Below are 24120 nucleotides of genomic sequence, written 5' to 3'. Positions count from 1 at the left end.
GTGCAGGGGTGTTGTAGTAGCGTCCGGACATGTGTCCGACACGGCCTTGGAGTCGACTCGGCGCCGTCTGACCGCCAAACAAGCCGACACTGTCGACCGCCTCGGCCGCGCCGCGGTGGAACTCCTCAACCGCGAGGGGTTCGCCGGTCTCACGGTGCGCCGCGTGGCCGCCGATGCCGGTGTCGGGGCGGCTACCGCCTACACCTACTTCTCCTCCAAGGAACACCTTGTCGCCGAGGTGTTCTGGCGCAGGCTCGCGGCATCTCCACCGGCGGCGCACGAGTCCGAGGACCCCGCAGCACGGGTCATCGAGGTGCTGCGCCACATCGCCCTGCTGGTCGCCGACGAGCCCGCCTTCGCCGGTGCGGTGACGACGGCGCTGTTGGGTCGGGACCCCGATGTCGAGGTGCTGCGGCTGCGCATCGGCCGCGAGATCCGCGACCGGCTGGCCGCGGCGTTGGGCGCCGACACGGATCCCGACGTCATCGACACGCTGGAGATGCTGTACTCCGGTGCGCTGGTGCGCGCGGGCATGGGATATGCGTCGTACACCGAAATCGCGGAGCGACTGGAGAAATCGGCGCGGCTGATCCTGAACTGATCCTCAGCGCGAGCCGAGGATCGCCACCGACGCGGTGATCGCCGGCTCGATGATGCCGCCCAGATCGTGGCCGTCCTCGACGAAGAGCGCGGTCAGCTCGCGCAGGCCGCCAAGGATGATGAGCGCCAACGGACGCGATATCGGAGTCAGCGAAGCGCGTTCGAAGCCCGGCGTGCTGCTGATGTCGACCAGCATGTCGGTGAAATTCTCCATGGCCTCGCGATGCAGCGGATGTGCGACGGCGCCCAGTGCCGGCGCCTCGCGGATCCACGCCAGCGTGATGGCCGGTCGCGCCGCGATGTGGTCGACGTAGGCGGTCACCGCCGAGCGGATCTGGGCCCGCCAGTCGGCATCGGGGTCCGCCGCTGCACGCACCCCGGCGATCATCGTCTCGTTGTTTCGCCGCAGCAGCTCGATCAAACATTCCTCTTTGCTCGCGAACTGTTCGTAGAACGTGCGCTTGGAGGTTCTCGCCTGCCGCACGATGTCGGCGACGGTGGTGTCGCGATAGCCCCGTTCGGTGATCGAGGCGGCCATACCGTCGAGCAGGCGGTCGCGGAACGCCCCGTCGGCCGCGGTATGCGCGCCGTTGTCCAGCGCAGTGGTCATACCGCCTCCTCGACAGCCTTGCGCCTGCTGGTACCAAGCGGTACCGTACTACACGAACCTACGGTACATCGTAGTACCGGGGAACAGGCTGGGAGCGTCATGAGCGAAGCTTTGGTCGTCGATAAGCCCACACCCGCAGCGGTGTCGCCTGCCGCGGTCAAGCTGCCACCGGCGGCGCGGATTCCCAAGCCGCTGTTGGGTCTCGCGTTCGCGGTTTCCCGGCGCTGGACCGTCGCTCAGTTCGCCCGCCTCCACGGTCCGGTCTTCACGATGAACGTTCCGGTCTTCGGACGCACGGTCGTCGTCGGCGACCCGCAGCTGGCCAAACAGATGTTCATGGCCAACACAGACGACGTCGGCAACATCCAACCCAACCTGTCGCGGGTGCTGGGCCCCGGTTCGGTGTTTGCGCTCGACGGGTCAGAACACCGGCGCCGGCGGCGGCTGCTGACACCGCCGTTCCACGGCAAGAGCATCAAGAACTACGAGGCGATCTTCGAAGAGGAGACCCTGCGCGAATCGGCGAACTGGCCTGAGGGTCAAGCGTTTCCGACGCTGGAGCCGATGATGCGCATCACCCTCAACGCCATCCTGCGTGCGGTGTTCGGCGCCGACGGTGAGCAGTTGGACGACCTGCGGCGCATCATTCCGCCGTGGGTGACGCTCGGTTCGCGTTTGGCGTCGTTGCCCGCACCGTCACGCACGTACGGCCGGTTCAGTCCGTGGGGGCGGCTGGCCGAATACCGCAGGCAGTACGACGAGGTCATCGACAAACTGATCGACCGGGTCACGGCCGATCCGGGGTTCGACGAGCGGACCGACGTTCTTGCGCTGTTGCTCGGCAGCACCTACGAGGACGGTAGCGCGATGTCCCGCAAGGACATCGGCGACGAGTTGCTGACCCTGCTTGCGGCCGGTCACGAGACCACGGCCTCGACCCTGGCCTGGGCGTTCGAGCGGATCACCCGCCATCCCGACGTCCTTGCCAAGCTGGTGTCCGAGGCGGAGACCGACGGCAACGACTATCGCCAGGCCGTGCTCGGGGAGGTGCAGCGGTCGCGCACGGTGATCGACTTCGCGGGCAGACACGTCTACTCGCCAACCTTCGAGCTGGGCGAATGGGTTGTCCCGCAGGGCTATACAATGCTGGCGAGCATCTCGCTGATGCACGACAGGGCCGCTGAGTTTCCCGATCCCGAGCGCTTCGACCCGCAGCGCTTCCTCGACGAGCGACCGCCGACGTTCGCCTTCATCCCGTTCGGCGGAGGCACCCGCCGCTGTGTCGGCGCCGTGTTCGCCAACGTCGAGATGGACGTGGTGCTGCGAACTGTGCTGCGCAACTTCGTGATCGACACCACCGCGGCACCTGCGGAGAAGACGCACTCGCGCGGCGTGGCTTACACCCCGAAGGACGGCGGCCGCATCGTGGTGCACCGCCGCAGGACACCGCTCGCGCAGGAGGAGTGAAAGAACCGATGACGAACGCCACCGCCGCCGACCAGCAAGCCCCGGTCACACCCGGCAAATTGCCGCCGGCGGTCCCGCTGCCCAAACCCGTTCAGATGGTGCTGATGGCGGGCTTCCGCCGCTGGTTCCTGGGCAAAGCGCTCAAGCGATACGGTCCGGTGTTCGCGATCAACGTGCCGTTCTTCGGTCGCAGCGTGGTGATCGCCGATCCGGCGCTGATCCGCACCGTGTATCTCGCGAGCACCGACGACCTGATCAACGTGCAGCCGAACCTCAGTCGGATCTTCGGCCCCGGTTCGGTGTTCGCGCTCGACGGCGTCGAGCACCGCAAGCGCCGCAAGCTGCTCGCACCGCCGTTCCACGGCCAGAGCATCAAGAACTACGAGAAGATCATCGAGGAGGAGACGCTCCGCGAGACCGCGACCTGGCCCGAGGGTGTCGAGTTCGCGACGCTCGAACCGATGAACCGGATCACGCTGAACGTCATCTTGCGCACGGTGTTCGGGGCCGACGGGGCCGAACTGGACTATCTGCGCGAGATCATCCCGCCGTGGGCCAAGCTCGGTTCACGCATGGCGACGTTGCCCGAACCGCCGTTCAAGACCGGCCCCTACAGCCCGTGGGGCCGCCTTGAGACGTTCCGGCGCAACTTCGACCGGACCGTGTTTGCGTTGATCGACAAAGCCCTGATTGAAAAGAGCAAGGCCGACCCCGCCCGCGAGGAGCGCACCGACATCCTGGCGCTGCTACTGGGCAGCACCTATGAGGACGGCACCCCGATGTCGCACCAGGACATCTCCGACGAGCTGCTCACCCTTCTCGGTGCCGGCCACGAAACGACCGCGTCGACGCTGGGTTGGGCGTTCGAACGGTTGCGCCGCCATCCCGCGGTGCTGGCCAAACTGGTCGAGGAGAACGACGCCGGCGGCAACGAGTACCGCCAGGCCTTCATCAACGAGTTGCAGCGCAACCGGACCGTCATCGACTTCTCCGGGCGCCACGTGCTGGCACCGCACTTCGACGTCGGCGAGTGGCGGATTCCGCACGGCTACACCGTGATGGTCGCGCTGGCGAACATGCACGCCAACCCGGACGTGTTCCCCGACCCCGAACGCTTCGACCCGGACCGGTTCCTGGGCAAGCGCCCGCCGACGGCGTGGGTGCCGTTCGGCGGCGGGACCCGCCGGTGCATCGGCGCCGCGTTCGCCAACGTCGAGATGGATGTCGTCCTGCGAACAGTCTTGCGCCACTTCGTGATCGAGACCGACAATGCGCCCGACGAGAAGGTGCACTTCCGCGGGATCGCGTTCACCCCGAAGGACGGCGGCCGCGTCGTGGTGCGCCACCGCACCTAGCGCGCTACTGGTTGGCCGTTTCGCGCTTGGGCAGCTTCCAGCCCGGGCGCGGGAAGTGGCAGGTGTAACCGCTCGGGTACCGCTCCAGGTAATCCTGGTGCTCGGGCTCGGCCTCCCAGAACTCGGCCGCCGGGGACACCTCGGTCACGACCTTGCCGGGCCACAGCCCCGACGCGTCGACATCGGCGATGGTGTCCAGCGCGACGCGCTTCTGCTCGTCGTCGAGGTAGAAGATCGCCGACCGGTAGCTGGTACCGACGTCGTTGCCCTGACGGTTCTTCGTGGTCGGATCGTGGATCTGGAAGAAGAACTCCAGCAGCGAGCGGTAGTCGGTCCGCGCCGGGTCGTAGACGATCTCGATCGCCTCGGCGTGGCCGGGGTGGCTGCGGTACGTGGGGTTGGCGTTCTCGCCACCGGTGTAGCCGACCCGCGTCGACACCACGCCCGGCTGCTTACGGATCAGATCCTGCATGCCCCAGAAGCAACCGCCCGCCAGGATGGCCGTCTTGTGGTCGCTCATGCTTGCGCCTCCTCATTCACGAACAGCTTCTTGTAATCGCCATACCCCTCGGCCTCGAGGTCGTCGAGGTGGATGAACCTCAGCGAAGCGGAGTTGATGCAGTAGCGCAACCCACCCTCGGCGCGGGGGCCGTCGGTGAACACGTGGCCGAGGTGGCTGTCACCGTGCGCCGAGCGCACCTCGGTGCGGATCATCAGGTGCGAGAAGTCGCGCTTCTCGACGACGTTGGCCACATCGATCGGACGGGTGAAGCTGGGCCACCCGGTCCCGCTGTCGAACTTGTCGACCGAGGCGAACAACGGCTCGCCCGAGACCACGTCGACGTAGATGCCCGGTTCGTGGTTGTCCCAGTACTCGCCGGTGAAGGGCCGCTCGGTGCCGTTTTTCTGCGTGACCTGGTACTGCTCCGGCGACAACGCTTTCACCGCGGCCGGATTCTTGATGTATTGCTTTGCCATAGTGCCTGTATAACCACCGAACCGACCGCCATGTTCCAGCCGGCGATTACGGTTGTGTGATGCGCATATTCCTTGCCGTGATGGCCGCTGCGTTGGCCCTGTGGGCGGCCCCGGCGGCATCGGCGGAGACGGCGCTGCTGCCCGAACGGCCCGGCTATCCGGGCCTGCTGTTCATCGACAATCCCGCGATCTTCGACCCGCAGCCGATGCGCGCCGAGTCCTTCAACCGTGTCGCGGGCGACCGCGCCGTCGGCGTGCACTTCACCACGGGCACACCGCAGTGCTACGGCGTCCACGCGACCGTGCAGGAGACACCCGAAGCCGTCACCGTGGAACTCTTCGGCGGCGCGCTTCCCGAAGCCGCCGGCCGGCCGTGCATCATGATCGCGGTGTCGGGGATCCTCGACGTCCCGCTGCAGAATCCGCTGGGCAGCCGCCAGGTGCTCACCGCGTTCTGACCCTCGACAAGCTCGGTAGAACGTGTTCTAGTTCTGATGTGACGGGCAGCACCTTCAGCCGCGACGAATTAGCCGCGGCATTCCAACAGTTCGAGGCGACGGTCGACCGCGCCGCACAGACCCGCGACTGGGATCCCTGGGTCGACCAGTACACCGACGACGTCGTCTACGTCGAACACGCGGCGGGCACCATGCGCGGCCGCGAACAGGTGCGGCCCTGGATCTGGAAGACGATGGAGTCGTTTCCCGGTAGCCACATGACGTCGTTCCCGTCGCGGTGGACCGTGATCGACGAGGCGACCGGTCGCATCATCTGCGAGCTGGACAACCCGATGCGCGACCCCGGCGACGGCACCATCATCAGCGCCACCAACATCTCGATCGTCACCTACGCCGGCGACGGACTGTGGCGCCGGCAAGAGGACATCTACAACCCGTTGCGGTTCGTCAAGGCGACCGTCAAGTGGTGCCGCAAGGCCGCGGAGCTCGGCACCTTGCCGCCGGAGGCCGAGGAGTGGATGAAGCAGTACGGAGGAGGCAAGTGAGCAAGCTGGTCATCGGGGCCAACGGTTTCCTCGGATCCCATGTCACTCGACAGCTGGTGGCCGCCGGTCACGACGTCCGCGTCATGGTCCGCCCGAACGCGAACACCAAGAGCATCGACGATCTGCCGGTACAGCGCTTCCTCGGCGACATCTGGTACAACGACACGCTGCGCGCGGCCATGACCGGAGTCGACGACGTGTACTACTGCGTCGTCGACACGCGCGGCTGGCTCAAGGACCCGACGCCGCTCTTCTATACGAACGTCGAAGGCACCCGGAACGTGCTCGAGGTCGCCAAGGACATGCGTCTGCGGCGGTTCGTCTACACCAGCAGCTATGTGACGGTCGGCCGCAGGCGCGGGCACGTGGCGACCGAGGACGACGTGATCGTCGACAAAGGTCTGACGCCGTATGTGCGGTCGCGGGTGCAGGCCGAGACGCTGGTGCTGCAATATGCGCGCGAGCACGGCGTGCCCGCAGTGGCGATGTGCGTGTCGACCACCTACGGCGGCGGCGACTGGGGCCGCACCCCGCACGGCGCGATCATCGCCGGGGCGGCGTTCGGCAAGCTGCCGTTCGTGATGCGCGGCATCGAGTTGGAGGCCGTCGGTGTCGACGACGCGGCGCGCGCCATGATCCTCGCCGCCGAGCACGGCCGAGTCGGCGAGCGGTACCTGATCTCGGAAAAGATGATCAGCAATGCCGAGGTGGTGCGCATCGCCGCCGAAGCCGCGGGGATGCCTGCGCCGACGAAGTCGCTCCCGCTGCCCGTCTCCTACGCGATGGCCGCCCTGGGCACCGCCAAGGCGCGGGTGACCGGCAAGGACGAGAAGTTCTCGCTCGGCTCGCTGCGGCTGATGCGTGCGGAAGCACCGGTGAATTGCAGTAAGGCCCGACGTGAATTGCGTTGGAGTCCAAGGCCTGTCGAGGATTCGATCCGCGAGGCCGCGAGGTTCTGGGCGGGGCTGCGGGACGCGCGGCGTACAAGCAAGGCAGGCTAGCCCGCGAGTAGAGATGCCCGACAAGCTTTCCGTCGATTTGTCCGGTGCGCCGCAGACCATGCTTGCGACGTTCTACGCCAAGGCGCTCGACGCTGACCTGCCGAACCCGATCCTGGGTGACCGGTTCGCCAAGGACATCGTCGAGCGCATCGACTATGACTGGTCGAAAACGACGATCACTCCGGCCAATTCGGCATCGGTGACCACCCGCAGCGCGCACTTCGACAGGTGGACGCGCCAGTTCCTGGCCGTGCACCCGCGGGCGGTCGTGCTGCATCTGGGATGCGGGCTGGACGCGCGGGCGTTTCGGGTGGACGCCGGTCGCGGGGTCGACTGGTTCGACATCGACTATCCGGAGGTCGCAAGTCTTCGCACGCGACTCTATCCGGACCGCGACCACTACCGGGTGATCGGCGCCTCGGTCACGGATGCATCGTGGTTGCCCGAAATCCCCTCGGACCGGCCGACTTTGATGATCGCCGAGGGCCTCACCATGTACCTGACGGAATCCGATGGCGCGGCGCTGCTGCGGCGGGTGGTCGACGGGTTTCCCTCCGGCGAACTGCAATTCGATGCGTTCAGCCGGCTCGGCATCCGGTCGCAGGTCCTGAACGCGGTGGTACGGCGCTCGGGGGCGACGCTGCAGTGGGGGATCGACGGTCCGGACGATATCGCCGGGGCGGTGCCCGGTGCGCGGTTGCTGGCGTGGGTGTCGCCGTTCGATTCGCCAACGTTCCGCGACGTCGCCTGGTATTACCGGGCGATGGGGCGGGTGATGTCGGCGCTGCCGGCGTTGCGGTACATGGCGCAGTATCACCGTTGGGCGTTCTGAGCTGTTGCACTCGAAACTGAAGCTATGTATGAAAATGCCGGAAAGATCGTGCAATTGTTCAGTTTCGGCGGCTAACGCACCTTCAGTTCGGCGATCACTTCCGCGTACAAGCGCGCCTTGATCGTGCCGAACACCGCGCCGGCTTTGGCGGCCAGCGCATCGGCGCGGTCGACCGCTGCGTTGAGGACGTCACCCTCCCCAGCGGTGGCCGCGGCGATTCCTGCCGCGAGGGCGTCCTCGCCGCCGTACCGTCGCGCGGTGGTCATCGCCTCGTGTGCGGTCGCGATCGGCAGGCGGGACCGGATGAGGGCGTTCATCCCGGCCGTGAACGGGATGCCGAGGTCGACCTCCGGCAGGCAGAAGAAGCCGCGATCGGCGCGCATCACGATCTGGTCGTGGGCCAGCGCCAGCATCGCGCCCGCGGCGAACGCGTGCCCTTGCACCGCGGCGATGATCGGTGCCGGGAACGCCAGCACGCGTGCCAACAGCGCGTGGACGTCGCCCAGATTGGCCTCAGCCACATCGGGATTGGCGGCCATGAAGTCCAGGTCCAGGCCGTTGGAGTAGAACTTGCCGCTGCCGGTCGTGACGACGGCCCTCGGCCCGTCGGCGGCCTCCACCTCGTCGAGTGCCGAGTTCATCGCGGTCAGCCGGTCGGGGTGGAAACGGTTCTCGTCCTCGCCGAGGATCAACACATACACCGCGCCGTGCCGTTCAAGTTCTGCCATCAGCCGATTACACCACCTGCTTAAGTCCGGACGGCGTACGACTTGAGTAAGACCGACCGACCGCACTAGCCGGTTTCCGCTCTCAGAACGGTGCAGGGTCGACATTGCGTGCCCGCTCGGCTCTGATCCGTGCGGCGAATTCGGCCGCGCGAGTGCGTCTTCGCTTCGGCATCTTCGCGGCGCGATCGGTCACGGGCGGTGGAGTATCCGGTGGCGGTGGCAGGTTGGCCGTGGTCGTGTCCCATTCGAAGAACAGCTTGCTACCGGGGTGGGTGGTATAGGTGAGGCCGCTCGGCGCGGTCCAGATGACAGTCCCATCCGGAAGCTGTATGTCGCGCCAGCCGTCAGGGCCGCCGCAGAATGTCTTCATCAGGTGGTTCTTACGGCACAGGCATTTGAGGTTCGACGGATGCGTGGGTCCCAGGGGCCACGGGGTCGTGTGATCGATGTCGCAGAGGTCGGCGGGCACGTCGCATCCCGGTGCGCGACAGTACATATCCCGCATGCGCACGAATTCGGCCAGCGCCGCTGACGGCTGATACCGCGACTCGGCTTCCGACCCCGGCATCTTGATCGGGCGCACCTTCGCCCCGCGGCTGATCAGCCAGGGCAGTAGGAACGTGGGCAACGCCCCGTGGCCTAGCAGCACTGCGGTGCCTTGTTTCTGGGGCTTTTTTCCTTCCGCAGGGGGTGAGGCGTCGCCGCCTCTGTCGCCTATGGTGGTGCGGTCCGCGTTGCCTTCGGCAGCGTGAGCGGCGGGCCCGTCGGCAGCAGGAGCGGCATTGTGTTCGGCAGCGGCAGCCGCATTTTCGCGGGCAGCGGCAGCGCCAGTGGCACCGTCGATCGCGGCTTGGTCGGCGATCACGTGTATTTGGACGTTCGACGCCTGCACACCGGCAGCGGCGCATGTCGGTGATCCGCACGCACAAGCCAATTGGGTTTGGCCGGCGCCCAAGGCGCCGATCGCGTCGGAGCGCCGCTCGCCCATACTGCGCGGATCGTTGTCGCACAGCCCCTTCATCATCTCGGCGAGGCGCCGTTTGAGGGCGGCGGCGTCGGTGGCCAACAACCGGCCCCACACCGAAGTCGTGCCGGCCGGGTCTTCTTCGTCACCGAAGTGGAAGTCTCGGCTGCGCGCCGCTGTCTTCGACTTCCGCACCGCGAGCGGGTCGAACCGGTGGACGAGCGCGTCGACTGCGTCGTCGAGTCGCCGCTCCGACAGCGGACTCAATCGAGACGCCCGTTGTGCGAGCGCGGTGTCGATGAGTGCCAACGCCTCAGGATCTTCGACCAACGTGGTGCGCCAGGTGATCGTCGAGACGATCCGCGCACTGATACCGCCCTGCTCGAACAAGGCGGCCACCTGTGGCAGCCGCTCGCGCAGCGCCTGCGCGATGCGCATCTGCCCCGAAGCGCGCCGATGACCGACCGTCATCGCCGCAGCCACCTCGGCGGCGACGCTGTCCCACGGATCGAACGCCGACCGCTGCCGCTCGTCGTCATCGCACACCTTGCGCCGGACCAACTCTGCAATGGCCGCGAGCCGGCGTGCGGCGGCTTGCGCCTCCGCACGTGCACCCTCGGCGATAGCGGCGACCACAGCGGCGTCGTCCGCCTCTGCGAAGTCCGATCCGAACATGTGTTCGACTATGCCACCACCCACCGACACGTCCGGAATTCCGACCGGCACCTCGTGCGTTGGCCATGACATGAGCGATCGACCCGTACTCGAGCCCACCGCGGAGCACCCCATCACCGTCGAGCCGACCGGCAGACACGTCACCGTCCGGGTGAACGGCGAGATCGTCGCCGACACAGATCGGGCGTTGACGCTGCGGGAGTCGACCTATCCGGCGGTGCAGTACATCCCGCACAACGACGTCATCCAAGACAAACTCAGGCCCAGCGACACCCAGACGTACTGCCCGTTCAAGGGCGACGCCAGCTACTACGACCTGGTGACCGGCAGCGGCGCGGTCGTCGAGGACGCCATCTGGACCTACGAGAAGCCCTACCCCGCCGTCGCCCCCATCGCCGGTCACGTCGCGTTCTACCCGGACAAGGCTGAGGTCACCGTCGTTCACGCATAACGCGTAGGCCCGGCATAACCTTGGCCGGTGCACACCTCGGTCAGGGTCGTCTTCGACGGCCCGGTCAGCCCCGCGTTGACCTTGGCGCCGCTGCGGCGTGGCCGAAAGGACCCCTGCTACTTCGACGCCCCCGACGGCGCGATCTGGCGCACCAGCCTGATGCGTAGCGGCCCGGTCACCGCGCGCCTCACCAAATCGGCACCCAACACCGTCGACTGCGAAGCGTGGGGTGACGGCGCGACCGAATTCGCCGAGACCCTGCCCGCCCAACTCGGCGCGTACGACGACAGCGTCGGCTTCGCGCCCACGGAACCGACCATCGCCGCCGCACATCGACGCGTGCGGCATCTTCGGCTGGGCCGCACCGACCGCGTGCTCGAAGCCCTGATTCCCGCGGTGCTCGAACAGCGGGTCTACGGCAAGGACGCGCGCCGCGCGTGGCGGCTGCTGGTCACCAAGTACGGCGCCCCCGCACCCGGACCGGCGCCCGCGCACATGCGGGTGCCACCGCCCGGTGACGTCTGGCGCCGCATCCCGTCGTGGGAGTTCCACCGCGCCAACGTCGATCCGCGCCGCGCGCGCACCGTCGTCGTGTGCGCTCAGCGCGCCGACTCGCTGGAACGACTGGGCGCCCGGTCACCGGCGAAGGCGCGCACGGCGATGGCGTCGCTGCCCGGGGTCGGCGAGTGGACCGCGGCAGAGACGAGTCAGCGCGCGTTCGGTGACGCGGATGCGCTCTCGGTCGGCGACTACCACCTGGCGAAGATGGTCGGGTGGAGCCTGCTGGGCCATCCGATCGACGATCCCGCGATGGTCGAGTTGCTCGAACCGCTTCGCCCGCACCGTCACCGCGCTGTGCGCTTGTTGGAAGTGAGCGGTCTTGCGGTGCTTCCGCGGTTCGGCCCGCGCATGGCGATTCCGAATCTGATCGAGATGTGACGCCTGTGACGTGGTGATTACCTCGCCGACGCAGCGGGTAGTCGAAGCCTCGACACCGTATGCGTGCAAAGGAGCTTTCCCATGCCTAAGTCTCAGTACACCGTTCCGGGTATGACCGACAAAGACGCGGCCAAGATGGCCGAGCTGCTGCAGAAGCAGCTGAGCCGGTACAACGATCTGCACCTGACCCTCAAGCACATTCACTGGAATGTGGTGGGCCCGAACTTCATCGGAGTCCACGAGATGATCGACCCGCAGGTCGAGTTGGTGCGTGGCTACGCCGACGAGGTCGCCGAGCGCATCGCGACTCTGGGCTACTCGCCGAAGGGCACGCCGGGCGCGATCATCGGCGACCGCTCCTGGGATGACTACTCGCTGGACCGCGACACCGTGCAGGCACACTTGGCCGCACTCGATCTCGTCTACGACGGAGTCATCGAGGACACCCGAAAGAACATCGAGGACGCCGAGGATTCCGATCCGGTCACCGAGGACATGCTGATCGGCCATGCCGCGGAGCTGGAGAAGTTCCAGTGGTTCGTGCGTGCGCACCTGGAGAATTCCGGTGGCCAGTTGGCCAACAAGGGCGCGTCGACGGAGAAGGACGCCGCCAGCCAGGCCAAGAAGAAGGCGCCGGTCAAGTAGTCGTTTCGGGCGGAGGTGGCCGGCGTCCGTCGGCGCCACGCGCGGCGTCGGCGGCTTCCCGGTCCAGGCGCTGCGCGCGGTAGATCGAGACGTCGGTGCGCGACATCAACATGTAGGCGATACCGACGGCGACCATCGCGCACGGGATCACCGAAAACGAGCCGGTCATCTCCGCCACCATGATCATCACGGCCAGCGGCGCGTGCGCGACACTGCCGAAGCACGCCATCATGCCGACGACGACGAAGGTGGCGGGGCTGTCGGGGATTCCAGGGGCGTCGACCAGATCGCCCAGTCGCCACAGCGCGGCGCCGACGAAGGCGCCTACCACGACACCCGGCCCGAAGATGCCGCCCGAACCGCCGGTGCCGATCGACAACGACGTCGCCACGATCTTGGCGAGCGGCAGGAGCAGCACGATCCACAGCGGTATCGCCATCAGTGTGTCGGTGGCCGTGGCCTTCTGCGCCCATCCGTATCCGCTGGCCAGAACCTGCGGGATCGCCAGGCCCAGCAGTCCCACCGCCAGCCCGCCGACCGCGGGTTTGAACACCTTGTGGCCGGGCAGCCGACCGGTCAGTGCGACGGTTCCGTAGAAGATGCGCGCGTAGAGGTAGCCGACGCCGGCCGCGACGACTCCGAGCACGACGAACCAGCCCAGATCGAGCGGGCTGTCGAAGCGGTAGTCGGCGGCGACGAATCCGAACAGCGGGTCGAAGCCGAGGATCGAACCCAGTACCGAGTAGGCGGTCGCCGAGGTGATGAATCCCGGTATCAACGCCCGGTAGTCGAAATCTCGGCGGTACACGATCGAGGCCGCAAGCACCGCGCCGCCGAGCGGGGCGCCGAAGATCGCCCCGATACCCGACCCGATGCCGAGCGACACCGCGATCCGCCCGTCCTCGTCGGACAGGTTCAGCCAGCGGGTCAGCATGGATCCGAAGCCCGCGGAGATCTGCGCGGCGGGGCCTTCGCGGCCGCCGGAGCCGCCCGACCCGATGGTCAGGGCGCTGGCGATGGTCTTGATGACGATGGCTCGTCCCCGGATGGCGCGGGGGTCGGTGTGCACGGCTTCGATCGCGCTGTCGGTGCCGTGCCCTTCGGCCTCGGGTGCGAACTTCGCGACCAGCCACGCCGATACGAGAGCGCCGCCGCAGACCACCAGTGGGATGGCCCACGGCCGGTCGAAGCCCGCCGAGCCGGGATCGCCGCCGTCGCCGACCGGTTTGGGGATCCGGTAGCCGGCCAGGTCACCGAGCAGGAAGTCGCCCGCATAGTCGAGCGCCAGATAGAACACCACCGCGCCGAGGCCGGCGATGACGCCGATCGCGATCCCGAGAATCAGCCACTTACGGATGTAGCCGGAGCGTCGAACGAATCCCCCGAGGCCGCCGCCGGTTTCACGGGTCTCGGCCATGGTCTCCAGATGCTAGTGCGCAGATCAGCGGTATGCGGTCAGTCTGGCGAGGATCGCCACACCTCCACCGGGGCCGACGGCTTGCCCCTCGGCGACGCCCGTCCGGCGCCCGATGCGCAAAGCGGTTCCCACATAACGAGATTCGGGTCCACTGCGGAAGGGCCGCATGAAGTTGACCCGCAACGACGCGGTCCGCAGCGGCCGGTCTGAACCATCGGTGTCGAGTGCCGCCGACGCCACCAGTTCCAGCGCCATGGCGGTCACCCCGCCGTGCACGATGCCGATCGCGTTGTTCAAAACGGGGTCCTCGTCCTGCAGCAGAACCCGCCCCGCGCCGCCGCTCTCGGCGACGCGAACCGCCATCCGGTCGGCGAGCGTGCCCGGCGGCAGCGGGCCGGACGGACCGTCGGGAAACGGTGCGATGTCGGCGGGTGAGTGGATGTAGAACGAACGCACGGTGGCCGTGGCGAGCACGGTGTCGCGGTGCGTCAGCTCGCACAACGCCAACGCGACGTCGCTCTTGGCGCCGAACGGTCGGGCGGTCGCGACCACCGGTACATCCGGGGTGCCCGCGATGATTTCGGCGGCGTCGGGATCGGCTTCCAGAGACAGCTCGCTGGACACCGTCCACTCATCGGCGGCGCGGCGCCGGTGGTTGACCAGGCCGCACGCGTGGTCGACGAGCATCGCCATGGGCGCGATCGTCGGGGCGCCCGTCAGCGGGTTCACCATGCCGCCCACCGGGATCGAGGCCACGCACTCACCGGGCGCGTCCGTGGACGTCACGATGCCGAACCGGCCCAGCGGAGTGTTCAGTGGATGCGACATCGAGGTACAGCGTGACCGAACAAGCCCTGGCCATATACCCCTAGGGGGTATAGCATGGCCGCTATGACGCACGCCGGCCATGGCGCCCAGCACCCAGACACGGCCGCGGTCGGTCATTCGGGGCACGACCATCCGCAGGGCCAAGACCACTCGGGCGGCCACGATCATTCTGGCCACGTCGCCGAGTTCCGGCGCCTGTTCTGGACCATGCTCGTGCTCGCCGTCCCCACGGTCGCGCTGTCGGGGATGTTCTCGATGATCCTCGGCTACTCGCTGCCCGACATCCCCGGGGTCCGATGGGTGCCGCCGGTGCTCGGCACCGTGATGTACGTCTGGGGCGGGCGGCCCTTCCTGTCCGGGGCCGTCAATGAAATCCGTTCCCGCGCACCGGGAATGATGCTGCTGATCGGGCTGGCGATCACGGTCGCGTTCCTGTCGTCCTGGGGCGCGAGCCTCGGTGTCTTGCACCACGAGCTGGACTTCTGGTGGGAACTGGCACTGCTGATCGTGATCATGCTGCTCGGGCACTGGATCGAGATGCGCTCGCTCGCGCAGACCACATCGGCGCTCGACTCCCTGGCGGCGCTGCTGCCCGACGAGGCCGAGCGGGTCGTCGACGGCGGCACGGAGATCGTCGCACCGGCCGAGTTGCGTGTGGGCGACGTCGTGCTGGTGCGCCCCGGAGGCAACATCCCGGCCGACGGCGAGATCATCGCCGGTACGGCGGACGTCGACGAGTCGATGGTCACCGGCGAATCGCGGCCGGTTCGCCGCGAGGCGGGCGACCACGTCGTGGCCGGCACGGTGGCCACCGACTCAGGGCTGCGGGTGCAGGTCAGCGCGGTCGGCGACGACACGACGCTGGCCGGTATCCAGCGGTTGGTGACCGAAGCGCAGAACTCGTCGTCGCGGGCGCAGCGCCTGGCCGACAGGGCGGCGGGTTGGCTGTTCTGGTTCGCGCTGTCGGCGGCGATCGTTACGACCGTGGTGTGGTCGTTCGTGGGTTTGCCCGCCGCGGCCGTCATCAGGACCATTACCGTCCTGGTGATCGCCTGCCCGCACGCTCTGGGGCTGGCGATACCGCTGGTGGTCTCGATCGCCACCGAACGCGCCGCACGCGGAGGCGTTCTGATCAAGGACCGGCTGGCGCTGGAGAGCATGCGGACCGTCGAAGCCGTGCTGTTCGACAAGACGGGCACGCTGACCAAGGGCGAGCCGACGGTCACCGCGGTCGCGACCGCACCCGGCCGTTCCGCCGAGGATGTCCTGACGTGGGCGGCGGCGGCCGAGGCGTACTCCGAGCATCCGCTGGCCGAGGCGATCGTCGCGGCCGCGCGCGACCGCTCGCTGAACCTGCCGCCGACCACCGACTTCAGCTCGTCCCCGGCGGTGGGCGTCAAGGCCATGGTCGAGGGCAGCACCGTTCAGGTCGGCGGGCCGCGGATGCTGGCCGAAGCGGGGCTCGCCGACCTGCCCGAAACGGGACAGTGGCGCGACGAAGGGGCGATCATCCTGCACGTCGTGGTCGACGGTGAGGCCGCCGGTGCGATCAAGCTGGCTGACGAGGTGCGACCGGAGTCCCGCCAGGTGGTCGAGGCGCTGACCAAGCTGGGCATCGAAGTGGTGATGATCACCGGCGACGCGGAGGCCGTCGCGCAGTCGGTGGCCGCCGGCTTGGGGATCGAGCGGGTGTTCGCCGGGGTACGACCGGAGGACAAGGCGGCAAAGGTGGCCCAGTTGCAGCGGGACGGGCGCAAGGTGGCGATGGTGGGGGACGGCGTCAACGACGCCCCCGCGCTTGCCCAGGCCGATGTCGGCATCGCGATCGGCGCGGGAACCGACGTGGCGATCGGCTCGGCCGGGGTGATCCTGGCCGGCTCGGATCCGCGCTCGGTGCTGTCGGTGCTGCAGCTCTCTCGGGCCGCATACCGCAAGATGCAGCAAAACCTTTGGTGGGCAGCGGGATACAACTTGGTGTCGGTGCCGCTGGCCGCGGGGGTGCTGGCGCCGGTCGGCTTCATCCTGCCGATGTCCGTCGGCGCGATCTTGATGTCGGCGTCGACGGTCGTGGTGGCGCTCAACGCTCAACTGCTGCGACGGCTGGACCTCACCCCCGAAGCCAGCCTGAAAGCGCTTTCTTAAGAATCTGGCTAGGCTTTTCGCAAACTCGTACGCAGCGGTCTAAGCTGGAAAAAGCGCCGAAATAGCGCCCTTCAGCAAACGCCAGGCGGCGTCGGGAGGCAAGTGTGACGTGTACCGCACCCCGCTGGAGAATCGCTGATCGCCTTGAAAACCCCAGGGCCGCAACGATGTTGGGTGCAAAACCGAGTGGTGGCAAGCGAGACGGCCGCACCGTCCCGCCGATGTAGTTAGGGTCTACTAAGTTGGCATGTCACCCGGTGTTTGTCATATCGTTTTCTCCACTCGGGGCAAGTGGATACAGGCCGGCGTTCGATGCTGCACGAAGGCACTCCATGGCCGGACCGGCTAACCGCCGCTGTCTACGGCTGTCAGGCAGAAGCTTCATAAGACGTGCAGGAAAAGGGTAGGTGCGAATGGCGCCCAGGATGCAAGGGCTGTACAACCCCGCGTTCGAGCACGATGCGTGCGGCGTCGCGATGGTGGCCGATATGCACGGCCGCCGCAGTCGCGACATCGTCGACAAGGCGATCACCGCCCTGGTGAACCTGGAGCACCGCGGCGCGCAGGGTGCCGAGCCGAACACCGGCGATGGTGCGGGCATCATGTTGCAGGTTCCCGACGCGTTCCTGCGCGAGGTGGTCGACTTCGAGCTGCCGGAGCCGGGTAGCTACGCCACCGGAATCGCGTTCCTGCCGCAGTCGTCGAAGGATGCGGCGACCGCGTGTGAGGCCGTCGAGAAGATCGCCGAGGCCGAAGGACTCGAGGTCCTGGGCTGGCGCGAGGTGCCGATCGACGACTCGCCGCTGGGCGCGCTGGCCCGCGACGCGATGCCGACATTCCGGCAGGTGTTCATGGGCGGTGCGTCGGGCATGGATTTGGAGCGTCGCGCGTACGTGGTGCGCAAGCGCGCCGAGCACGAGCTGGGCACCAAGGGCCCGGGCCAGGACGGGCCCGGGCGTGAAACCGTCTACTTCCCAAGCCTTTCCGGGCAAACCTTCGTCTACAAGGGCATGCTGACCACCCCGCAGCTCAAGGCCTTCTACCTCGACCTGCAAGACGACCGCCTCACCAGTGCGCTGGGCATCGTGCACTCACGCTTCTCGACCAACACGTTCCCGTCGTGGCCGCTGGCCCACCCGTTCCGGCGCATCGCCCACAACGGCGAGATCAACACCGTCACCGGCAACGAGAACTGGATGCGCGCACGAGAGGCGCTCATCAAGACCGACGTGTTCGGCCCGAATCAGGATCTCGACAAGATCACCCCGGTGTGCACCCCCGGGGCGTCGGACACCGCCCGGTTCGACGAGGTGCTCGAACTCCTGCACCTGGGCGGGCGAAGCCTGCCGCACGCGATGCTGATGATGATCCCGGAGGCGTGGGAGCGACACGAGTCGATGGACCCGGCGCGCCGGGCGTTCTACGAGTTCCACGACTCGCTGATGGAGCCGTGGGACGGCCCGGCATCGGTCTGCTTCACCGACGGCACGGTGATCGGCGCCGTGCTCGACCGCAACGGCCTGCGTCCGTCGCGGATCTGGGTCACCGCCGACGGCCTGGTGGTGATGGCGTCGGAGGCAGGCGTGCTCGAACTCGACCCGTCGACCGTCGTCAAGCGGATGCGTCTGCAGCCCGGCCGCATGTTCCTGGTCGACACCTCCAAGGGCCGCATCGTCTCCGATGAGGAGATCAAGGCCGAGCTCGCCGCCGAGCACCCTTACCAGGAGTGGCTCGACGCCGGCCTGTTCGACCTCGATGAGCTGCCGCCGGGCGACTATGTGCGGATGCCGCACCACCGGGTCGTGCTGCGCCAGCAGATCTTCGGCTTCACCTACGAGGAGCTCAACCTGTTGGTCGCGCCGATGGCGCGCACCGGCGCCGAGGCGCTGGGCTCGATGGGCACCGACACTCCGGTCGCGGTGCTCTCGCAACGCCCGCGGATGCTCTACGACTACTTCCAGCAGCTGTTCGCCCAGGTGACCAACCCACCGCTGGACGCCATCCGGGAAGAAGTCGTCACCAGCCTGCAGGGCGCAGTCGGACCGGAGGGCGACCTGCTCAACCCGGGTCCGGAATCCTGCAGACAGATCGTGCTCTCGCAGCCGATCCTGCGCAACGCCGACCTGTCCAAGTTGATCTGCGTCGACCCCGACCACGAGATCCGCGGGCGTAAGCACGGCATGCGCGCGGCCGTCATCCGCTGCCTGTATCCGGTCAACCGAGGCGGGCAGGGTCTCAAGGAGGCGCTGGACAACGTGCGCGCCAAGGTGTCGACCGCGATTCGCGAGGGAGCCCGCATCATCGTGCTCTCGGATCGCGAATCCAACGAGCAGATGGCGCCGATCCCGTCGCTGCTGTCGGTCTCGGCCGTGCACCACCACCTCGTCCGGGAACGCACCCGCACAAAGGTCGGGCTGGTCGTGGAGGCCGGCGACGCCCGCGAGGTGCACCACATGGCTATGCTGTGCGGCTTCGGCGCGGCTGCGATCAACCCATACATGGCCTTCGAGTCGATCGAGGACATGGTCGACCGCGGCGTGATCACCGGCATCTCCAGCGACCAGGCCAAGGCCAACTACGTCAAGGCCGCGGGCAAGGGCGTGCTGAAGGTGATGTCGAAGATGGGCATCTCGACGCTGGCCTCCTACACCGGCGCCCAGCTGTTCCAGGCCATCGGCATCAACCAGCAGGTGCTCGACGAGTACTTCACCGGATTGACCTGTCCCGTCGGCGGAATCGACCTCAACGACATCGCCGACGACGTCGCCGCCCGGCACGCGTTGGCTTATCTCGACCGGCCCGACGAGTGGGCGCACCGCGAACTCGAGGTCGGCGGCGAGTACCAGTGGCGCCGGGAGGGTGAGTACCACCTGTTCAACCCGGACACGGTGTTCAAGCTGCAACATTCCACTCGCACCGGCCAGTACGAGATCTTCAAGGAATACACCAAGCTCGTCGACGATCAGAGCGAGCGGATGGCCTCGCTGCGCGGCCTGCTCAAGTTCCGCGACGGGTTGCGCCCGCCGGTGCCGCTCGAGGAGGTGGAGCCGGCCAGCGAGATCGTCAAGCGGTTCTCGACCGGCGCGATGAGTTACGGCTCGATCTCCGCCGAGGCGCACGAGACGTTGGCCATCGCGATGAACCGCCTTGGCGGACGATCGAATTCGGGCGAAGGCGGCGAGGCGGTGTCGCGTTTCGACCGCGACGAGAACGGCGACTGGCGCCGCAGCGCGATCAAGCAGGTGGCCTCGGGGCGGTTCGGCGTGACGAGCCACTACCTGAGCAATTGCACCGACATCCAGATCAAGATGGCTCAGGGCGCGAAACCCGGTGAGGGCGGCCAGCTTCCGGGTGGCAAGGTCTACCCGTGGGTCGCCGAGGTGCGGCACTCGACGCCCGGCGTCGGCCTGATCTCTCCGCCGCCGCACCACGACATCTATTCGATCGAGGATCTCGCGCAGCTGATCCACGACCTGAAGAACGCCAACCCGCAGGCGCGCGTGCACGTCAAGCTGGTATCCGAGAACGGCGTCGGAACGGTTGCCGCCGGTGTGTCCAAGGCGCATGCCGACGTCGTGCTGATCTCCGGCCACGACGGCGGCACCGGCGCGACCCCGCTGACGTCGATGAAGCACGCTGGCGCCCCGTGGGAACTCGGACTGGCCGAAACCCAGCAGACGTTGCTGCTCAACGGTCTTCGCGACCGCATCGTCGTCCAGGTGGACGGTCAGCTCAAGACGGGCCGCGACGTCGTGGTCGCCGCACTGCTCGGCGCCGAGGAGTTCGGCTTCGCCACCGCGCCGCTGGTGGTCTCGGGGTGCATCATGATGCGCGTCTGCCACCTCGATACCTGTCCGGTGGGCGTGGCCACCCAGAATCCGGTGCTGCGCGAGCGGTTCACCGGAAAGCCCGAATTCGTCGAGAACTTCTTCATGTTCATCGCCGAAGAGGTGCGGGAGATGATGGCCCAGTTGGGCTTCCGCACCGTCAACGAGATGGTGGGGCAAGTCGGCGCGCTGGACACCACGAAGGCCGCCGAGCACTGGAAGGCCTACAAGCTCGACCTGACGCCGGTTCTGCACGAGCCCGAGTCGGCGTTCATGAACCAGGACCTGTATTGCAGTTCGCGTCAGGACCACGGCCTTGACAAGGCGCTCGACCAGCAGCTGATCGTGATGTGCCGCGAAGCGCTGGATTCACAGACGCCGGTGCGCTTCTCGACGACGATCGCCAACGTCAACCGGACAGTCGGCACGATGCTCGGCCACGAGGTGACCAAAGCCTATGGCGGGCAGGGCCTTCCGGACGGCACCATCGACATCACCTTCGACGGTTCGGCGGGCAACAGCTTCGGGGCGTTCGTGCCGAAGGGCATCACGCTCCGGGTCTACGGCGACGCCAACGACTATGTCGGCAAGGGCCTCTCGGGTGGACGGATCGTGGTGCGGCCATCGGACAGCGCACCCGAGGACTACGTCGCCGAGGACAACATCATCGCGGGCAACGTGATCCTGTTCGGTGCGACGAGCGGCCAGGTGTTCATCCGCGGCCAGGTCGGCGAACGGTTCGCGGTGCGCAACTCCGGTGCGCACGCGGTGGTCGAAGGTGTGGGCGACCACGGTTGTGAGTACATGACCGGCGGCAAGATCGCAATCCTCGGTCCGACGGGGCGCAACTTCGCCGCGGGCATGTCCGGTGGCATCGCCTACGTCTACGACCCCGACGGCGCGTTACCGGACAACCTCAACGCCGAGATGGTGGAACTGGAGGGCCTCGACGAGGAGGACCTCGAATGGCTTGCGGGCATGATCCAGGCCCACGTCGATGCCACCGATTCCGCTGTCGGAGCACGGATACTCAACGACTGGGACAACAACGTGAAGCACTTCACCAAGGTGATGCCCCGCGATTTCAAACGGGTGCTCGAGGCGATCGCCGAGGCAGAACGCACCGGCGCCGACGTCAACGAGGCGATCATGGCGGCCGCCAGTGGCTGATCCCCGCGGTTTCCTGAAATACACCCAGCGCGAGACGCCGCAGCGGCGGCCCGTGCCGATTCGCCTGCGCGATTGGAAAGAGGTCTACGAGGACTTCTCCCACGACACCCTGCGTGAGCAGGCAACCCGCTGTATGGACTGCGGGATTCCGTTCTGCCACAACGGTTGTCCGCTGGGAAACCTGATCCCCGAGTGGAATGACCTGGTGCGCAACGACCGCTGGCGCGACGCCATCGAACGGCTGCATGCGACGAACAACTTCCCGGAGTTCACCGGCCGGCTGTGCCCCGCGCCGTGCGAGGGTTCCTGCGTTCTGGGCATCAACCAGGATCCGGTCACGATCAAACAGGTCGAGGTCGAGATCATCGACAAGGCCTTCGACGAGGGTTGGGTGACGCCACTGCCGCCGGAGGTCAAGACCGGCAAGAAGGTCGCCGTCGTCGGCTCGGGCCCGGCCGGGCTGGCCGCCGCCCAGCAGCTGACCCGCGCCGGGCACAGCGTCACGCTGTTCGAGCGCGACGACCGCATCGGCGGGCTGCTGCGTTACGGCATCCCCGAGTTCAAGATGGAAAAGCGCCACATCGACCGTCGTCTGGAGCAGATGGCGGCCGAGGGCACCGAGTTCTGCACCGGGGTCAACGTCGGCATTGATATAACAGCGCAGCAGCTTCGCAAGGAGTTCGACGCGGTGGTGCTCGCCGGCGGCGCGACGGAGCGGCGTGACCTGCCGATCCCGGGTCGCGAGCTCGACGGCATCCATCAGGCGATGGAGTACCTGCCGTGGGCCAACCGCGTGCAGTTCGGCGACCCCGTCACCGACGAGAACGGCCTGCCGCCGATCCACGCGAAGGACAAGAAGGTCATCATCATCGGCGGTGGTGACACCGGCGCCGACTGTCTGGGCACCGCGCACCGCCAGGGCGCGGCCAGCGTGCACCAGTTCGAGATCATGCCGCGGCCGCCGGAGACACGCGCCGACTCGACGCCGTGGCCGGTCTACCCGTTGATGTTTCGGGTGTCCTCGGCGCACGAGGAAGGCGGCGAGCGCGTCTACTCGGTCAACACCGAGGAGTTCATCGGCCGCGACGGGCATGTCACCGGACTGCGCGGCCACGAGGTCAAGATGAACGCGGGCAAGTTCGAGAAGGTCGAGGGCACCGAGTTCGAGATGGAAGCCGATCTCGTGCTGCTCGCGATGGGCTTCACCGGTCCCGAGCGCAAAGGCCTGCTGACCGACCTCGGCGTCGAGATCAATGAGCGGGGCAATGTCAGCCGAGACGCCGACTTCGCCTCCTCGGTGCCCGGCGTCTTCGTCGCGGGCGACATGGGGCGCGGGCAGTCGCTGATCGTGTGGGCCATCGCGGAGGGCCGCGCGGCCGCGGCGGGTGTGGACCGCTACCTGATGGGCCGCTCAGCGCTTCCGGCGCCGATCAAGCCGACCGCCGTACCGCAGCGGTAGCTCCCGGTAGGTTCCGGCGCGACACGCCGCGCAATGGGCGGCTTTTGCGCCCGAGCGCGCGACAGTAAGGGCGGTGATCGGCCGCTCCCCAACCGCCGGCGCCGGGCTGAGACTCAACCGGCGCAACTTCGTCGCGGCCCTGTCCGTCGCCACCCTCGGCGCAGTGGGCCTGAGCCGCTGCGCGACCGCGGCACAACCGCGAGTCGCTGGTGTGGCCGCGCAGGTCCCGCCCGCACCCTCGGTCGGCCTGTTGCCGCCGCCACCGGCGTCGGCGCGGATCGCGCTACCCGGCGGTGGCGTGCTGAGCAGCCTGCCCGGCGACGGGGACCTGTTGGCGCTGACCGTCGACGACGGTGTCAGCAGTGAGGTTGTGCGGGCTTACACGCAATTCGCCAAGGACACCGGGATACGCCTGACCTACTTCGTCAACGGGATCTACCGGTCGTGGACCGATCACGCCGACCTGCTGCGTCCGCTGGTCGACGACGGTCAGATCCAGCTGGCCAACCACACGTGGTCGCACCCCGACCTCACCAAGCTGTCACTGGTCGATGTGGCCGAGCAGTTCCGCCGTAACCACGACTTCCTGTGGAAGACGTACGGCGTGGACGCACGTCCGTACTTCCGGCCGCCCTACGGCGCGACCGGCCCCCACGTCGACAAGGTGTCGGCCGATCTCGGCTACACCATCGACACGTTGTGGTCGGGCACGCTGGAGGACCACGTGTGGATCCCGGCCGCGGAGGTCGTCGCAATGGCCGACAAACACTTCACCGCGCAGACGATTGTGATCGGCCATCTCAACCATTCGCCCGTCACCGAGGTCTTCGGGGAGTTGGTCGACATCATTCGGGCGCGCGGGCTGCGGACCGTGACGCTGAACGACGTGTTCCTGCGACCGTGACGGCACGAGGCGGGAGACCGAGCGATTCGGAAACCGAGTCACATGCGTCACTTCAGCAACTCTAAAAACATCAGATGATTGTCCGGCGCGCCTACCACAGTTTGCCGGCTGTCGGGTTCTAATGA

Annotated in this window: 21 protein-coding genes; 14 read left to right on the top strand and 7 right to left on the bottom strand. The window is 67.4% G+C overall.

Annotated elements, in window-relative coordinates; all coding sequences use genetic code 11:
- Nucleotides 1-31 precede the first annotated feature (31 nt).
- Nucleotides 32-601 (top strand): TetR/AcrR family transcriptional regulator, encoded by a 570-nt coding sequence (locus CEX87_RS10200; protein ID WP_064395037.1) that lies wholly within the window; start codon nucleotides 32-34, stop codon nucleotides 599-601.
- A gap of 3 nt (nucleotides 602-604) precedes the next feature.
- Here CEX87_RS10200 and CEX87_RS10195 read toward each other — a convergent pair whose 3' ends face one another.
- The gene (locus CEX87_RS10195; protein ID WP_064395038.1) at nucleotides 605-1210 is read right to left on the bottom strand and encodes a TetR/AcrR family transcriptional regulator; all 606 of its coding nucleotides are present in this window, start codon (nucleotides 1208-1210) and stop codon (nucleotides 605-607) included.
- 99 nt (nucleotides 1211-1309) lie between these two features.
- Between CEX87_RS10195 and CEX87_RS10190 the strand changes: the two genes are divergently transcribed.
- Complete coding sequence (locus tag CEX87_RS10190; RefSeq protein ID WP_064418160.1) at nucleotides 1310-2677, top strand: cytochrome P450; 1368 nt, start codon at nucleotides 1310-1312, stop codon at nucleotides 2675-2677.
- An 8-nt stretch (nucleotides 2678-2685) separates the two neighbouring features.
- A complete protein-coding gene (locus CEX87_RS10185; protein ID WP_094287096.1) occupies nucleotides 2686-4032 on the top strand; it encodes a cytochrome P450 in 1347 nt (448 codons plus the stop codon).
- A 4-nt stretch (nucleotides 4033-4036) separates the two neighbouring features.
- Here CEX87_RS10185 and msrA read toward each other — a convergent pair whose 3' ends face one another.
- Nucleotides 4037-4552, bottom strand: a complete 516-nt coding sequence (gene msrA, locus CEX87_RS10180) for a peptide-methionine (S)-S-oxide reductase MsrA (RefSeq protein WP_094287036.1) — start codon at nucleotides 4550-4552, stop codon at nucleotides 4037-4039.
- Complete coding sequence (gene msrB / locus CEX87_RS10175) at nucleotides 4549-5010, bottom strand: peptide-methionine (R)-S-oxide reductase MsrB (protein WP_094287034.1); 462 nt, start codon at nucleotides 5008-5010, stop codon at nucleotides 4549-4551. The genes msrA and msrB overlap by 4 nt, the downstream gene beginning before the upstream one ends.
- Before the next feature lie 59 nt (nucleotides 5011-5069).
- Between msrB and CEX87_RS10170 the strand changes: the two genes are divergently transcribed.
- From CEX87_RS10170 to CEX87_RS10155, 4 genes are read left to right on the top strand one after another with little or no spacing between them, the layout of a single operon-like run.
- Nucleotides 5070-5468, top strand: a complete 399-nt coding sequence (locus tag CEX87_RS10170) for a hypothetical protein (protein WP_094287032.1) — start codon at nucleotides 5070-5072, stop codon at nucleotides 5466-5468.
- 38 nt (nucleotides 5469-5506) lie between these two features.
- Entirely contained in the window at nucleotides 5507-6013 is a 507-nt protein-coding gene (locus CEX87_RS10165) for a nuclear transport factor 2 family protein (RefSeq protein ID WP_094287030.1), read from the top strand.
- Entirely contained in the window at nucleotides 6010-7014 is a 1005-nt protein-coding gene (locus CEX87_RS10160) for an NAD-dependent epimerase/dehydratase family protein (protein WP_094287028.1), read from the top strand. Before CEX87_RS10165 ends, CEX87_RS10160 begins: the two co-directional genes overlap by 4 nt.
- 13 nt (nucleotides 7015-7027) lie before the next feature.
- Nucleotides 7028-7846 carry a class I SAM-dependent methyltransferase gene (locus CEX87_RS10155; protein WP_094287026.1) on the top strand — a complete coding sequence of 273 codons (819 nt, stop codon included), beginning with the start codon at nucleotides 7028-7030 and terminating at the stop codon, nucleotides 7844-7846.
- 71 nt (nucleotides 7847-7917) lie between these two features.
- Here the strand turns inward: CEX87_RS10155 and CEX87_RS10150 are convergent, their stop codons facing one another.
- Nucleotides 7918-8574 (bottom strand): enoyl-CoA hydratase-related protein, encoded by a 657-nt coding sequence (locus CEX87_RS10150; protein WP_064418167.1) that lies wholly within the window; start codon nucleotides 8572-8574, stop codon nucleotides 7918-7920.
- 82 nt (nucleotides 8575-8656) lie between these two features.
- Entirely contained in the window at nucleotides 8657-10213 is a 1557-nt protein-coding gene (locus CEX87_RS10145) for an HNH endonuclease signature motif containing protein (RefSeq protein ID WP_064418195.1), read from the bottom strand.
- Nucleotides 10214-10283: 70 nt separating this feature from the next.
- Here CEX87_RS10145 and CEX87_RS10140 point away from each other — a divergent pair, with 70 nt between their 5' ends.
- From CEX87_RS10140 to CEX87_RS10130, 3 genes are all read left to right on the top strand, one after another.
- A complete protein-coding gene (locus CEX87_RS10140; protein WP_064418168.1) occupies nucleotides 10284-10664 on the top strand; it encodes a DUF427 domain-containing protein in 381 nt (126 codons plus the stop codon).
- 27 nt (nucleotides 10665-10691) lie between these two features.
- Entirely contained in the window at nucleotides 10692-11603 is a 912-nt protein-coding gene (locus CEX87_RS10135) for a DNA-3-methyladenine glycosylase family protein (RefSeq protein WP_094287024.1), read from the top strand.
- Between the two features lie 81 nt (nucleotides 11604-11684).
- A complete protein-coding gene (locus CEX87_RS10130) occupies nucleotides 11685-12248 on the top strand; it encodes a Dps family protein (RefSeq protein ID WP_064418170.1) in 564 nt (187 codons plus the stop codon).
- On the opposite strand, the gene CEX87_RS10125 is transcribed toward CEX87_RS10130, so the two are convergent.
- A complete protein-coding gene (locus CEX87_RS10125) occupies nucleotides 12241-13665 on the bottom strand; it encodes a chloride channel protein (RefSeq protein ID WP_064418171.1) in 1425 nt (474 codons plus the stop codon). The genes CEX87_RS10130 and CEX87_RS10125 overlap by 8 nt on opposite strands.
- A gap of 24 nt (nucleotides 13666-13689) precedes the next feature.
- The gene (locus CEX87_RS10120) at nucleotides 13690-14493 is read right to left on the bottom strand and encodes a PaaI family thioesterase (protein ID WP_064418172.1); all 804 of its coding nucleotides are present in this window, start codon (nucleotides 14491-14493) and stop codon (nucleotides 13690-13692) included.
- 54 nt (nucleotides 14494-14547) lie between these two features.
- On the opposite strand from CEX87_RS10120, the gene CEX87_RS10115 reads away from it, so the two are divergent.
- From CEX87_RS10115 to CEX87_RS10100, 4 genes are all read left to right on the top strand, one after another.
- On the top strand, nucleotides 14548-16635 hold the full coding sequence (locus tag CEX87_RS10115; protein WP_416171898.1) for a heavy metal translocating P-type ATPase: 2088 nt from the start codon (nucleotides 14548-14550) through the stop codon (nucleotides 16633-16635).
- A 413-nt stretch (nucleotides 16636-17048) separates the two neighbouring features.
- Nucleotides 17049-21632 carry a glutamate synthase large subunit gene (gene gltB, locus CEX87_RS10110; protein WP_094287022.1) on the top strand — a complete coding sequence of 1528 codons (4584 nt, stop codon included), beginning with the start codon at nucleotides 17049-17051 and terminating at the stop codon, nucleotides 21630-21632.
- The gene (locus CEX87_RS10105; protein ID WP_064395053.1) at nucleotides 21625-23091 is read left to right on the top strand and encodes a glutamate synthase subunit beta; all 1467 of its coding nucleotides are present in this window, start codon (nucleotides 21625-21627) and stop codon (nucleotides 23089-23091) included. Before gltB ends, CEX87_RS10105 begins: the two co-directional genes overlap by 8 nt.
- A 73-nt stretch (nucleotides 23092-23164) precedes the next feature.
- Nucleotides 23165-23995, top strand: coding sequence for a polysaccharide deacetylase family protein (locus CEX87_RS10100; RefSeq protein ID WP_094287020.1), 831 nt, complete (start codon nucleotides 23165-23167; stop codon nucleotides 23993-23995).
- Nucleotides 23996-24120 lie beyond the last annotated feature (125 nt).

The sequence above is a fragment of the Mycobacterium lehmannii genome, from assembly GCF_002245535.1.
Taxonomy (GTDB): domain Bacteria; phylum Actinomycetota; class Actinomycetes; order Mycobacteriales; family Mycobacteriaceae; genus Mycobacterium; species Mycobacterium lehmannii.
Note: the sequence above shows the minus strand (reverse complement) of the source record. Positions and strands in the feature narration are given on the sequence as shown.

What these genes read in the sequence shown, in the direction of transcription:
- CEX87_RS10195 (WP_064395038.1), bottom strand. Translation starts at nt 1,210, where the DNA reads ATGACCACTGCGCTGGACAACGGCGCGCATACCGCGGCCGACGGGGCG.
- CEX87_RS10190 (WP_064418160.1), top strand. Translation starts at nt 1,310, where the DNA reads ATGAGCGAAGCTTTGGTCGTCGATAAGCCCACACCCGCAGCGGTGTCG.
- CEX87_RS10185 (WP_094287096.1), top strand. Translation starts at nt 2,686, where the DNA reads ATGACGAACGCCACCGCCGCCGACCAGCAAGCCCCGGTCACACCCGGC.
- msrA (WP_094287036.1), bottom strand. Translation starts at nt 4,552, where the DNA reads ATGAGCGACCACAAGACGGCCATCCTGGCGGGCGGTTGCTTCTGGGGC.
- msrB (WP_094287034.1), bottom strand. Translation starts at nt 5,010, where the DNA reads ATGGCAAAGCAATACATCAAGAATCCGGCCGCGGTGAAAGCGTTGTCG.
- CEX87_RS10170 (WP_094287032.1), top strand. Translation starts at nt 5,070, where the DNA reads ATGCGCATATTCCTTGCCGTGATGGCCGCTGCGTTGGCCCTGTGGGCG.
- CEX87_RS10155 (WP_094287026.1), top strand. Translation starts at nt 7,028, where the DNA reads ATGCCCGACAAGCTTTCCGTCGATTTGTCCGGTGCGCCGCAGACCATG.
- CEX87_RS10150 (WP_064418167.1), bottom strand. Translation starts at nt 8,574, where the DNA reads ATGGCAGAACTTGAACGGCACGGCGCGGTGTATGTGTTGATCCTCGGC.
- CEX87_RS10145 (WP_064418195.1), bottom strand. Translation starts at nt 10,213, where the DNA reads ATGTTCGGATCGGACTTCGCAGAGGCGGACGACGCCGCTGTGGTCGCC.
- CEX87_RS10140 (WP_064418168.1), top strand. Translation starts at nt 10,284, where the DNA reads ATGAGCGATCGACCCGTACTCGAGCCCACCGCGGAGCACCCCATCACC.
- CEX87_RS10130 (WP_064418170.1), top strand. Translation starts at nt 11,685, where the DNA reads ATGCCTAAGTCTCAGTACACCGTTCCGGGTATGACCGACAAAGACGCG.
- CEX87_RS10125 (WP_064418171.1), bottom strand. Translation starts at nt 13,665, where the DNA reads ATGGCCGAGACCCGTGAAACCGGCGGCGGCCTCGGGGGATTCGTTCGA.
- CEX87_RS10120 (WP_064418172.1), bottom strand. Translation starts at nt 14,493, where the DNA reads ATGTCGCATCCACTGAACACTCCGCTGGGCCGGTTCGGCATCGTGACG.
- CEX87_RS10115 (WP_416171898.1), top strand. Translation starts at nt 14,548, where the DNA reads ATGGCCGCTATGACGCACGCCGGCCATGGCGCCCAGCACCCAGACACG.
- gltB (WP_094287022.1), top strand. Translation starts at nt 17,049, where the DNA reads ATGGCGCCCAGGATGCAAGGGCTGTACAACCCCGCGTTCGAGCACGAT.